This window comes from Flavobacteriales bacterium (assembly GCA_025210295.1).
In the GTDB taxonomy this organism is placed as follows: Bacteria; Bacteroidota; Bacteroidia; order Flavobacteriales_D; family Parvicellaceae; genus S010-51.
On record JAOASC010000042.1, the window covers coordinates 25,738 to 39,017 of the forward strand.

Below are 13,280 nucleotides of genomic sequence, written 5' to 3' on the forward strand. Positions count from 1 at the left end.
CAACATGAAACAAATTGTATTAATTATGCTTATTAATTTAATAGGTGTAGTAGTGTATTCTCAAGTGTCAAACAATGTAGAACCAAGAGGTTGGAGAGTCCTTAAAAGCGAAGGTATTCCTACCTATCAATTGCCTAGTATAGATCTGGAAGCGTTGAAAGCTGAAGATGTGGTGAATGATCAGTTGCCAATGCCATGGAGGTTTGGATATAAACATGAGGTTGATTACCGTTTAAGTGATGGAAGTTGGGAAGAGTTGGAAAATGGAGATCAGGTCTGGAGAGTTAAGTTTGAATCCAAAGGAGCGTTGTCCTTAAATGTTGAATTTGATAGGTTTTATATTCCTGAGGGAGCAGCCTTGTCAATTTATGATGAAGACTACCAACATGTTCTAGGTGAATATACAGCAAAACAAAATCAAGAAAGTCGCCGATTTGGAACGTGGTTGTTAGAGGCTGATAATATGATTATAGAATATTACCAGCCCCATACGGTAAGTGAGGAAGTTGAGCTTCATATAGGAGCAATCACCCATGGTTACCGAAATGCAGCAAGTTTTAAAGCTCAGAAAAATTTAAACAGTTCAGGAAACTGTAACTTAGATGTCGATTGTTCTATTGGAAACGATTGGGCTGCACATAAAGATTTAAACAAAAAATCAGTAGGATTGTTGCTTTCTGGTGGATCTAGTTTTTGCTCAGGAGCACTAGTCAATAATACAGCAAATGATGGAAAACCATACTTTTTAACAGCAAATCACTGTTACAGTGACCCTTCTTTATGGTCATTTAGGTTTGAGTGGATTAGTCCAAATCCTGTGTGTGCTACAACAACACAAAGTTCAAATGGGCCTACAACAAAAACAATTTCAGGAGCAACATTAAGGGCAAAAAGTGCAAATACCGACTTTTGTTTAGTTGAAATTAATTCTCCAATTCCAACAAGCTGGGATTTAACATGGGCAGGATGGGATAAAACAGATAATTTTCCGACTTATGTTGTTGGGATACACCATCCAGCTGGAGATATTATGAAAGTTTGTAGAGATGATACTGGACCAATAAAAGCAGCCAATGCAGGAGCTCAGACGTGGGAAATAACTAGTGCTGGAGATGGATGGGAAATGGGGGTAACTGAGGGAGGTTCTTCAGGATCGCCGCTGTTTGACCAAGATGGTAGAGTAATAGGTCAGTTGTATGGTGGTGGAGCTGCTTGTAGTGGAGTGGTCGATAATGACCTACATGATTATTACGGAAGATTTGGTGTTTCTTGGGATGGAGCATCAGCTAGCGAAAGGCTAAAAGATTGGTTAGACCCATCAAATTCCAATGTAAGTATATTGGATGCCTATCCACCTTTACAAGTCTATGCGTTAGATGCTGGCGTTTCGGTGTTGTTCCCAGAAGAAGAGTGCGCACAAACAAGCCTTACACCATCTATCAAATTAAGAAATGCTGGGACAACGACTTTAACCAGTGCAACTATTGTTTGGACGTTTAATGGTGGAGCAAGTTCAACGATTAATTGGGCAGGTAGTTTAGCTCAGGGACAAACAGAAGATATTTCTTTAGGAAGCTTAAGTTCAGGGAATAATGATTATACTATTGTCGCGACTGTAAGTTCACCTAACGGTGGGATTGATGAAAATTCAAATAACGATACTGTTTCTAGCACTTATACGCTATCAGCTAATAGTTTTGGAACAACTAAAGTTTATTTAGATGTATTAACCGATAATTATTCCAACGAAACAACTTGGGAGTTTAGGAATGCCAATGGAACTGTCATTCAAACAGGCGGGCCATATACCAATGATAATGCACATTATTTAGACACTTTTAATGTTTCGGTTAATGAGTGTTATGAGTTTGAAATATTCGATAGTGAAGCAGATGGAATCTGTTGCTTTTTTGGAAGTGGGAGCTATGAATTGAAGACAGATAATAATACAATCATCTCTCAAGGAGGGGAGTTTGGAGCCAATGAATTAACAGAGTTTACTGTAAGCTCAACCTCAGCCATTAATGAAGAGAAAGGAAAAGGTATAATTATTTACCCTAACCCAGTTGATGAACAATTAAATCTTGTTTCGGACGAAGTTGGAGTTCATACGTATACAATTTACAATGCTGTTGGACAAATTGTTGTTGCGGGGTCTTTTGTCTCGGCTGTTCAAATAGATGTTGCTAACTATCCAAGTGGGGTTTATTTTATAAAGTCATCGAGTGAAAGAGGAGCAGTAATTACTTCAAAAATCATAAAAGAATAAACTAAAGATGGAATTGGTAGTTTTAGTAGATAGAGATGATAATCAGTTGGGTTTGATGGAAAAGATGGAAGCGCATGAGAAGGGGCTTTTACATCGTGCATTTTCAGTTTTTTTATTCAATTCTAAAGGAGAAATGTTATTGCAACAACGAGCATTTTCTAAGTATCATTCAGGAGGGTTGTGGACCAATGCTTGTTGTAGTCATCCAAGAGATGGGGAAGACACGATTGCTGCAGCTCATAGGAGGCTGGAAGAAGAAATGGGGTTTGATTGTGAAATCAAAAAAGCGTTTCATTTTATTTATAAAAGTGCGTTGGATAATAACCTTACAGAGCATGAGTTAGATCATGTTTTTATTGGTCAATATGAAGGGGCTATTGTTCCCAATCCAGAAGAAGTGGAAAGTTATCAGTATGTGCCAGTTCCAGAACTTGTAAAGGATGTAGAGAATAACCCTCAAAATTATACAGAGTGGTTTAAAATTTGCTTAGAAGAAGTTTTAAATAGGGTTGAGATCTAATGTATTTAATTCGGGTTGTTTTTTTAAGTGCATTATTTGTAGTTTTTGTACATAGCTGTGCAACCGAAACGGTTTCAAAAACCTATGTTACCAATAAAGAACTGCCTAACGGTATATTGTTGTCGGTAGAAAAAACGAATACTGAGAATACACAGATAGGGATGTTTACGAAGCATAATTACGGAACAACCCATAGTTATTCATATAAAGTGATTGTGGAAGAGCTGGATGCCGTATGGGAGGGGAAGAGCGGAGAGCCTAAGAAGCTTGTTTTCTGTAAAGATTCATTGTTTTTGCTGTCGTATAAAGAAATGTTGTTTACCAATGATTCGTTGAGAAAAATAGATTCAACATTAGCTTATGAAAGTCATTATGAAGTCGTAGAAGAGTTCCAAAAATATGTCGATAATCGTTATTTCTTTAAGTTGTTTGGCGATGCATATTGGGTAAGCATTCCTTCTAGTTGTTATCAGTATAAAAAAAGCAGCTGTAAAGAGTATGATGTTCCAAACGACAATGAACTATCGTTAATCTTTTCAGAGTAGAAAAGGTCTGTTTTTAATTGTGGTCTTTTAATCTAGAAATAAAGATTTTATGATAAGAAAGTTAATAAGGTCACAATCTTTCTTTTCTTATTTGCTCTCAGTTATTTTTTGATTACTTTCGTGTGAAATCTTGAGTAGAATCATACAGAATAGCAGAATGAGCACGAAATATACTGAAAATACAGGGTTGAATTTACCTAACGTAGCAGAAGAAGTTTTAGAAAAATGGAAAAGAGAAAATACGTTTCAAGAGAGTATTCTTTCCAAAGATGAAAACAAACCATTTGTGTTTTTTGAGGGGCCACCTTCTGCAAATGGATTACCAGGTATTCATCATGTGATAGGGCGAACAGTAAAAGATATTTTCTGTCGTTATAAAACATTGAAAGGGTATCGCGTTAACCGAAAAGCTGGTTGGGATACACATGGACTGCCAGTAGAATTAAAAGTTGAAAAAGAATTAGGGATAACCAAAGAGGATATTGGTGTTAAGATTTCAGTAGATGATTATAACAAGGCTTGTCGAGAAGCAGTAATGCGTTATACCGATGTTTGGAATGATCTTACAGAAAAAATGGGGTATTGGGTAGATATGGAAAACCCATATATTACTTATGATAACAAATACATGGAGTCTGTATGGTGGTTGTTACAGCAAATCTACAATAAGGATTTAATGTATAAAGGTTACACTATACAGCCCTATTCTCCCAAGGCAGGAACAGGTTTGAGTTCCCATGAAATTAATCAACCAGGATGCTATAAAGATGTAAAAGATACAACCATTGTAGCTCAGTTTAAAGCTAAAGAAAATAATGTCTTACCAGAAAATACTTATTTCTTAGCTTGGACAACTACCCCTTGGACTTTGCCATCAAATACCGCATTGTGTGTTGGACCAAAAATAGAATATGTATTGGTTAAAACTTTTAACCAATATACTGGCGATGCTGTAAACTTAGTGTTGGCCAAACCGTTGGTTGGTAAACAGTTGTCTGGTAAATATATAAAGGCCAATGAAGAGGTGTCGATTGAAAGCTATCAACATGGAGATAAAAAAATTCCTTATGAGCTTATTCAAGAGTTTGTTGGCACAGATTTAGAGGGGATAGCCTATGAACAACTCTTGCCTTATGCATTGCCACATGAAACGCCAGAAAAAGCATTTCAAGTCATTACAGGTAGCTTTGTAACAACAGAAGATGGGACAGGTATTGTACATATTGCCCCAACTTTCGGAGCAGATGATGCTTTAGTTGCTAAAGAAGCCGGTGTTCCTCCAATGTTAGTGATGGATGAGCAGCAAAATTTAGTTCCTTTGGTGGATTTGCAAGGTCGATTTAGACCAGAAATGAAAGAATTGGCAGGGAAATATGTTAAAAATGAATATTACGAAGAGGGAGAAGCGCCAGAAAAATCTGTTGATGTTGAAATAGCGATTCAATTAAAAGAAGCTAATAAGGCATTTAAAGTAGAGAAGTACGAACACAGTTACCCACACTGTTGGAGAACAGATAAGCCAGTCTTGTATTATCCATTGGATAGTTGGTTTATCAAGATTTCTGAGGTGAAAAACAGAATGGTAGCGTTGAATAAAACCATTAATTGGAAGCCAAAGTCAACTGGAGAGGGACGTTTTGGTAATTGGCTAGAAAATGCAAATGATTGGAACTTATCACGTTCACGATATTGGGGAATTCCTATACCAGTATGGAGAACAGAAGACGGGAGTGAATCGATCTGTATAGGTTCAGTTAAAGAATTAAAAGAAGAAGTCGAAAAGTCAATAGCAGCTGGATTAATGACGGAAAACCCTTTTGCTCAATTTGATCCTTCTAATATGAGTGAAGAGAACTATAATACGTTTGATTTACACAAAAATTATGTAGATGCGATTACCTTAGTTTCTGCTAATGGGGTACCAATGAAAAGAGAGGCAGACCTCATTGATGTTTGGTTTGATTCTGGTTCGATGCCTATTGCTCAGCATCACTATCCTTTCGAGAATAAAGAGTTGATTGAAGATAAAGGTTTTGGTACTGCAGACTTTATTGCTGAGGGAGTTGATCAAACACGCGGATGGTTCTATACGCAACATGCGATATCAACTATGGTGTTTGATAAGGTAGCCTATAAAAATGTGATTTCTAATGGGTTGGTCTTAGATAAAAAGGGACAAAAAATGTCTAAACGTTTAGGTAATGGAGTAGACCCTTTTAAAACATTAAGTCAATATGGTCCAGATGCTACCCGTTGGTATATGATTACCAATGCACAACCATGGGATAACTTAAAGTTTGATGTTGATGGAATTGTTGAGGTACAACGTAAATTATTTGGAACACTATACAATACCTATGGATTCTTTGCGCTATATGCAAATATCGACGGTTTTGATTACAGTGAACCACAGATAACAAAAGAAAAACAACCAGAAATAGACCGTTGGATCATTTCGAAATTAAATTCTTTGGTTCGTGATGTGGATCAAGCATTCGAAACATACGAGCCAACCAAAGCAGGAAGGTTAATACAAGATTTTGTGACAGATCAATTGAGTAATTGGTATGTAAGATTATGTAGAAGACGTTTTTGGAAAGGAGATTATTCCGAAGATAAAATTTCAGCATATCAAACTTTGTATACTTGTTTAGAGACTGTGGCTGTTCTTGCATCGCCAATTGCACCTTTTTATGCAGATAAATTATTCTCGGAATTAAATGATGTAAGTAAAAAGCATCAGGTGAGCTCTGTACATTTAGCCAATTTCCCAGTTGTTCATACAGCATTGATAGATCAAGAGCTAGAAGAAAGAATGGATGTAGCTCAACGTGTATCGTCAATGGTATTAAGTATCCGAGCAAAGGAGAAAATCAAAGTAAGACAACCACTTCAAAAAATAATGGTTCCGATTTTAGATCATTCCTTTGAAAGTAGAATAAATTCTGTGGCAGATTTAATCCTTTCTGAAGTAAATGTTAAAGAATTAGAGCTGTTAAAAGATACAACAGGGGTATTGGTCAAAAAAATTAAACCTAATTTTAAAACCATTGGTAAAAAGTATGGAAAACAAATGAAAGCAATTATTGCTATGGTTAACCAATGGGAGCAAGAAGATATCGTTGCTGTAGAAAGTGCTAATGGCTGGAAAGGAGAAATTGATGGGCTTGAAGTAGAGTTGACAATTGAAGATTTTGAAATTTCAACCGATGATATTCCTGGATGGTTAGTGACAACAGAAGGCAACCTTACCGTTGCGTTAGATGTTACTATAACCGAAAGTTTAAAAGAAGAAGGGATTGCTAGAGAGTTTGTCAATAGAATTCAAAACCTAAGAAAAGAAAGTGGCTTAGAAGTTACAGATAAAATTAAATTAGAGATCAAATCGAATAAAGAAATAAATAAAGCTGTAGAAAAGAATTTAGACTATATTTGTTCTGAAACTCTAGCAAAATCTTTAAACTTGGTCGAGAAAATTAAAGAAGATGCTTTAGTTTTTGAAGTCGAAAAAGGTGTAAATGCAGCATTAACATTAGAAAAAATATAATAACATAGATTACAAAACCAATTTAACATGTCAGAAAATAAAATTAATAGATACAGCGACGAAGATTTACAAGAATTTAGAGAATTAATTGAGGGTAAATTAAAAGAGGCGAACGAGGATTTAGTTTTGTTAAGAGAGTCATTGTCTCATGAAGGAGATCACGGGACAGACGATACCAGTAGAACATTCAATATGATGGAGGATGGGTCTGAAACAATGATGAGAGAAGAGATGGCTCAATTAGCTGTAAGACAAGAAAAGTTTGTGAAGAACTTAGAGAATGCATTGATTAGAATTGAAAACAAGACGTATGGTGTATGTCGTGTTACGGGTAATTTAATTAGAAAAGAGCGTTTAAAGTTAGTTCCGCACGCTACATTAAGTATAGAAGCTAAGAAAGCACAAGGGTAAAAGAAAATGGAGCTAGAAAAGTACCAAAACGTCATCTTTATTATTCTTACAATTGTAGGGGTCGTGTTTTTGGCGATCAGTATTTTTCTAATCAAGTTTCCACCCAAAAAAATAAATGGGTTGTATGGATATAGAACTTCTAGATCTATGCAGTCTCAGGAAGCTTGGGATTATTCACAACGTTATTCTTCTAAAATAATGGTCGTTTTAGGGCTTGTTTATTTTGTGTTGGGAATAACGAGCCTATTTATTCCTAAGCAAGAGGATATGGTGGGTGCACTTGTTTCAATAGTAATAGTGCTTAGTGGCGTTTTTTTTATGTTTTACAAAACAGAAAAACAGTTAGCTAAGCATTTTGATTTTTAATAAAAGATTGTGCGTACAGCTTTAATAACAATAATTTCAGTCATATTTATTGACCAGTTTGTCAAGATTTGGATCAAAACACATGCTTTGCTACATGAAGTTGTGGGGAGTTTTGGTTTTATTAAGTTTCACTTTATAGAAAACCCTGGAATGGCATTTGGAATGGCATTTGGAGGAGACTGGGGAAAGATTGTACTCGGTGTATTTAGAGTTCTTGCCATTGTTGGTTTGGGATTAATCATTAGAAACTTAATAGAAAACAAGGCGCATAAAGGATTAGTGTTGTCTATTTCTTTAATCTTTGCTGGAGCTTTGGGGAATATTATTGATGGTGTTTTATACGGTTACTTATTTGATAAAGGAACAGTATGGGACCCTATGTTACAGGATTGGTCTGGTTATGCAGGAGTAGCTCAAGCTAATTTTCAAGGTTATGCTGGAATTCTTCAAGGTTGTGTAGTCGATATGATACATGCAGAGTTTTATTACCCATCATGGATGCCATTCGGGTTAGCAGGAGAGGAAGTGTTTCCTCCAGTTTTTAATATTGCCGACTCTGCAATTTCAATCGGTATTGTAGTTATCATCTTGTTTAATAAGCGATTTTTAGGAGAGAATGCAAGTGATTTTGAAATCTTTAAAAGAAAGAAAAAATCATTGGTGGAGTAAACAATGCCAAACCAAACTAAAATATTGATTATTTATACAGGGGGAACCATTGGGATGATTACCGATGTAGAAACGGGAGCACTCAAGCCTTTTGATTTTAATCAAATATCAGAAGAGGTTCCTGAATTGAAAAAAATCCCCTATCAACTGGAAACCTTATTTTTTAAGGAACCCATCGACTCCTCTAATGTAACACCAGAAACTTGGGTTAAGATTGCTGGTCTTATAGAGGAAAATTACGAGAGTTATGATGGTTTCGTTGTATTGCATGGTTCAGATACTATGGCGTATTCTGCAAGTGCTTTGAGTTTTATGCTCAGGAACTTGAATAAACCTGTTGTTTTTACAGGGTCTCAACTACCTATTGGGGTAATTCGAACAGATGGAAAAGAAAATTTGGTTACCGCAATAGAGATTGCAGGAGCGAAAAAAAATGGAAAACCTATTGTTCCAGAAGTTTCTGTTTACTTCGAATATAAACTGTACAGAGGAAATCGAACAACAAAATTAAACGCTGAGCATTTTGAAGCATTTGCTTCGTTTGATTATCCAATTTTGGCAAATGCAGGAATAAAGATTGATTATAACGAGAATAAAATTTTAAAGTCAAGAGAAGCTGCGCTTCAAATCTATCGTAACTTCGATACAAATGTGGCGATTTTAACTTTGTTTCCAGGTATCTCACAAGAGTTTGTAAGGCATTTCTTTAATACGCCTAATTTAAGAGGGGTCGTGTTGCAAACTTTTGGTTCAGGAAATGCATTGAGTAAGCAATGGTTTTTGGATGAGTTGCTACGAGCAATTAGAAAAAAGATAACAATTTTGAATATTACGCAATGTAAAATGGGAGAGGTCATTCAAGGGCGTTATGAAACCAGTGAGGGCTTAGAAAAAATAGGCGTAATTGGAGGTGGTGATATGACGATAGAGGCAGCAATAACCAAAATGATGGTGGTTTTAGGAGAAATGACTGATAGCAATCAAATAAAAACCGCCTTATTGCGCTCATTTTGTGGTGAAATAACCGTTGCTTAAGAAGTAGATAAGCGTCAAACAATAAGTTTTTTAATAGAGGCTCTTTCGAAAAAAGTGATGAGTTCTAAAAATACTTTTGCATTGCTGGTTTCAATAATTTATTCCCCTGTCAATCTTGTCAACGTCATCTATCATGACTTACAGCTTATTGCAGAATTTCTTTTTTACAACTCCAAGCGTTTAACCGTTAATAAATAAAAATCAACCTTTCCTTATTTCTTGCACAGTTGATTTAAATATTTTTCGTATTTTGGCTCACTGTAAAAAACAAGATAAGGGTTAAGCCTTATTTTTACAGGAAATTTTAATTAGTAAAGTAATAATAAAAACAAAAATCAGGCGTTTAAAAACGCAGGAGAGAACAAAAATTAAAACGATGAAAAAACTATTTGGATTTTTAGCCGTAGGGGTATTTTCGATTACAAATGTTTCAGTAGCATTAGCTCAAGATGCAGCAGAAAAAGCAGCGGAAGTAGAAGAAAAAGCAGTTCCGATTACACAAATGATTAAACAAAAGTTTATTGAGGGTGGACCTGAGTTTATGGCATTTGTTTTAATTTGTTTAATTCTAGGATTGGCATTTGCTATCGAGAGAATTATTTACTTAAACTTGGCAACAACAAACTCAACAAAATTATTACAAAAAATCGAAGGAGCTTTAGCTTCTGGAGGTGTTGAAGAAGCTAAGGAAGTTTGTAGAAATACAAGAGGTCCAGTAGCAAGTATCTTTTACCAAGGATTAGAACGTTCTTCTGAAGGAGTTGAGATGGCTGAAAAAGCAGTTGTTTCTTACGGAAGTGTTCAAATGGGATTGTTAGAAAAAGGGTTGTCATGGATTGGACTATTTATCGCACTTGCACCAATGCTTGGATTTATGGGAACGGTAATCGGGATGATTCAAACGTTTGATAAAATTCAAAGTGCACAAGGAGAAGTTAATCCATCTGATTTAGCAGGAGGTATTAAAGTAGCCTTAATTACAACAGTATCAGGTTTGATCGTAGCGATTATCCTTCAAATCTTTTACAACTACATCGTATCAAAAATTGATGCTTTAGTTAACCAAATGGAAGATGCTTCTATTTCGTTAATTGATTTATTAGTAAAACACGATTTATCTAAGAAGTAATTAGCCTTAAGTGGGTTAATTCGTTCAATAATTGTTTTTATTAATTAAATAGATAAAAGATGAATAATAATATTTTTAACATAGGTCTAAAGGTTGTCGTTGCAATCATCATACTTATTGGTTCTGTTATGACAGTAGGTATTGTTCAAGGAGGTAACCCTTCTGCATACGACGATCAAGATATTCAAAAGCTTGGACAAGAAGTTGCGATTGAGCAAGGAAAAAGCGATGAGTTGACACAAGCAGAATTAGACCGTTTTATCTTAGAAGAAGGGCTTAAGATAAAAGAACAAAGAGAAAAAGAAGTACAAGAGAGTGTTGATTCAATTATGAACTTTACATTCTACCTGTTAGGAGCAGTAGTCGTGGTGTTATTATTAGGAACATTACTTTCAGTTGCAGGAGACTTTAAAAAGTATTTGGTGGGAATTATCAGTACAGTTGCGTTCCTAATTTTATTGTATGCAATTTATGCTAGTACTGGTTCAGAAGTTCCTGAAGCGTACGTTGCTATGGAAAATGTAAGAGCTGCCGACGATCCTGCTTATGTAAAAATGTTTACTGAAGGAAATTGGAAAATGGTAAGTGCTGCATATACTACATCTGTATTGCTAATTGGTGTAGCCATTTTAGCATGGATAGCAGGAGCAGTGATGAAAATCGTTAAATAATTAGAGAAGAATGGCAAGAGAAATCGAAGAAATAAATGCGAGTTCAATGGCAGATATAGCATTTTTGTTGCTAATCTTTTTCATTGTAACGCAAACATTATTAAGGGAAAAAGTTCTAGAAGAACGTTTGCCTCAGCGTGTTCCTGAGAATCAAATTCCTCCAAAGGTGATGCCTAAAGATGTATTGGAAATTGTAGCCAATAGAAAGGATCAGATCTTATTGGAAAGAGAACTTGCTGAAATTGAAGATATAAAAGAGAAAGTACGTGAGTTTTATGTACACCCTAAATCTTCAGCAAATTGGCCTACTTTAACAAGAATCACTCAAGCTGGTGTAAAGGATAGTATTGCTAAACTAAAAGCATATATTGCTCAAGGAGAAGATCAATACGACGACGAGCTTGAAAAGATGGAAGGGAAATTGAAGACCATTGAATTGGTTGGAGAGTATGATGAGTTGGCTAAAGAAGGAATGGTAACGATTCAGTTGGATAACTCTACAAAATTCGAAACTTACTTAAAAGTATTGGATCAAATTATGTTAGGTCTAAATGAGTTAAGAGATGAGCTAAGTAGAGAGAAGTTTAACATTCCGTATGATAAGTTAAATGAGGCCAACGAAGAGGATAGAGAGAAGTTAAAAGCTTTGCGAACTGTTTATCCTAAGAAGATAATGAAAGCTAAGAATGTTAATACACAATAAAAAATAGTAGATTATGTCAAAATTTTCGAAAGGTAAAAAGCGTAAAGAACCTGCTATTTCAACAGCGTCTCTTCCTGATATTGTATTTATGTTACTGTTTTTCTTTATGGTAACCACTACAAGTAAGGAGCCAGAAAGACCAATTATTGTAAAAAAAGCGACAGCTTCAGCAGTAACAAAGTTGCAAAAAGCAGATAACCTTATTTTTAACTATTGGATAGGAAAACCATTAGATAAAAATAAAGGAACATCTACAAGGGTATTCTTAGATGATCAATTTGTTCCGAATATGTCTTATATCAGAACATACCTGAAAGATAAAAGAGAAGGGAATAAAGAAATCTGGAATTCAAGAGCCTATAATAACTTTAAAGTAGATGTTGAAACAGAAATGAGAGTTGTGAAAGGTGTACAAGACGAATTGCGTGAGCAAGACGCTCTAAAAGTAATTTATTCGGTAAACGAAGCACGATAATCAACAATAAGTTTTATATAAATCTAATGCTCTAGCCTTTTGGTTAGAGCATTTTTGTTTAGTTTTGTTAGTGACAAAATTATTGAAATAAGGTTCTAGTTACTACAGTAGAACATGAAATCAAATGGAGGAGTTAGAAAATGATAAAGAAATGTCCTTCTTAGGACACTTGGAAGAGCTAAGGTGGCGTTTGGTAAAGTCAGCAATAGGTATAGTTGCAGTAGCTATTTTACTGTTTATATTTACCAAGCCAATAGTTAGTGCTGTTTATATCAAAATGGCCGATTCTAATTTTCCAACTTATCGCTTTTTCTGCTGGTTATCTAACTTAGTAGGAATGGGAGATACCTTGTGTGGTGTAGATATCCCTATACAATGGCAGTCAACAGAAATGACAGCCCAGTTTTCAACCAATATGTATTTCGCAATTGTAGGGGGAATTATTATAACCTTTCCTTTTACTTTTTATCAGTTATGGCAATTTTTTAAGCCAGCATTAAAAGAATCAGAGTTAAAAGTTTCTAAAGGAATTGTTTTTTGGAGTTCTTTATTATTTTTCTTTGGAGTTCTATTTGGCTATTACGTTGTTAGTCCATTAACAGTGCAGTTTTTTGGTAGCTTTCAAATGACAGATGAAGTGAAGAATATTATTACCATTAATAGCTATTTATCTTTAATTACCACAACAACTTTATTTAGTGGAGTGTTCTTTGAATTGCCCATTGTCATTTATATCCTTACGCGTATAGGCGTGATAGGATCAAAACTCTTAAAGACCTATAGAAAACATGCGCTGATAGGAATCTTAATTTTATCAGCAATAATTACCCCACCAGATATCATTAGCCAGGTTATCGTAACCTTTCCAATCCTTATTATGTATGAAATTGGGATATTAGTAGCTAGACGTGTCGAAAAACAATCAAAATAACTTGAATAC

13 protein-coding genes are annotated in these 13,280 nt (G+C 35.2%); all 13 read left to right on the forward strand.

The window, feature by feature from the left end:
- The first annotated feature begins 4 nt into the window (after window positions 1-4).
- Entirely contained in the window at window positions 5-2,269 is a 2,265-nt protein-coding gene (locus N4A35_12500; protein ID MCT4582224.1) for a T9SS type A sorting domain-containing protein, read from the forward strand.
- A gap of 7 nt (window positions 2,270-2,276) precedes the next feature.
- On the forward strand, window positions 2,277-2,789 hold the full coding sequence (gene idi, locus N4A35_12505; protein MCT4582225.1) for an isopentenyl-diphosphate Delta-isomerase: 513 nt from the start codon (window positions 2,277-2,279) through the stop codon (window positions 2,787-2,789).
- A complete protein-coding gene (locus N4A35_12510) occupies window positions 2,789-3,334 on the forward strand; it encodes a hypothetical protein (GenBank protein MCT4582226.1) in 546 nt (181 codons plus the stop codon). Before idi ends, N4A35_12510 begins: the two co-directional genes overlap by 1 nt.
- A gap of 157 nt (window positions 3,335-3,491) precedes the next feature.
- A complete protein-coding gene (gene ileS, locus N4A35_12515; GenBank protein MCT4582227.1) occupies window positions 3,492-6,881 on the forward strand; it encodes an isoleucine--tRNA ligase in 3,390 nt (1,129 codons plus the stop codon).
- A gap of 27 nt (window positions 6,882-6,908) precedes the next feature.
- Entirely contained in the window at window positions 6,909-7,292 is a 384-nt protein-coding gene (locus tag N4A35_12520) for a TraR/DksA family transcriptional regulator (protein ID MCT4582228.1), read from the forward strand.
- Between the two features lie 6 nt (window positions 7,293-7,298).
- On the forward strand, window positions 7,299-7,658 hold the full coding sequence (locus N4A35_12525) for an SdpI family protein (protein MCT4582229.1): 360 nt from the start codon (window positions 7,299-7,301) through the stop codon (window positions 7,656-7,658).
- Window positions 7,659-7,667: 9 nt separating this feature from the next.
- Window positions 7,668-8,327: a signal peptidase II gene (locus N4A35_12530; GenBank protein ID MCT4582230.1), complete on the forward strand. Its 660-nt coding sequence runs from the start codon at window positions 7,668-7,670 to the stop codon at window positions 8,325-8,327.
- Window positions 8,328-8,330: 3 nt separating this feature from the next.
- Window positions 8,331-9,362, forward strand: a complete 1,032-nt coding sequence (locus tag N4A35_12535; GenBank protein ID MCT4582231.1) for an asparaginase — start codon at window positions 8,331-8,333, stop codon at window positions 9,360-9,362.
- Between the two features lie 376 nt (window positions 9,363-9,738).
- Window positions 9,739-10,491, forward strand: a complete 753-nt coding sequence (locus N4A35_12540) for a MotA/TolQ/ExbB proton channel family protein (protein MCT4582232.1) — start codon at window positions 9,739-9,741, stop codon at window positions 10,489-10,491.
- A 59-nt stretch (window positions 10,492-10,550) separates the two neighbouring features.
- A complete protein-coding gene (locus N4A35_12545) occupies window positions 10,551-11,162 on the forward strand; it encodes a hypothetical protein (protein ID MCT4582233.1) in 612 nt (203 codons plus the stop codon).
- Between the two features lie 10 nt (window positions 11,163-11,172).
- The gene (locus tag N4A35_12550; GenBank protein ID MCT4582234.1) at window positions 11,173-11,865 is read left to right on the forward strand and encodes a biopolymer transporter ExbD; all 693 of its coding nucleotides are present in this window, start codon (window positions 11,173-11,175) and stop codon (window positions 11,863-11,865) included.
- A gap of 13 nt (window positions 11,866-11,878) precedes the next feature.
- Window positions 11,879-12,340, forward strand: coding sequence for a biopolymer transporter ExbD (locus N4A35_12555; GenBank protein MCT4582235.1), 462 nt, complete (start codon window positions 11,879-11,881; stop codon window positions 12,338-12,340).
- A 124-nt stretch (window positions 12,341-12,464) separates the two neighbouring features.
- Entirely contained in the window at window positions 12,465-13,271 is an 807-nt protein-coding gene (gene tatC / locus N4A35_12560; protein MCT4582236.1) for a twin-arginine translocase subunit TatC, read from the forward strand.
- Window positions 13,272-13,280: the final 9 nt, after the last annotated feature.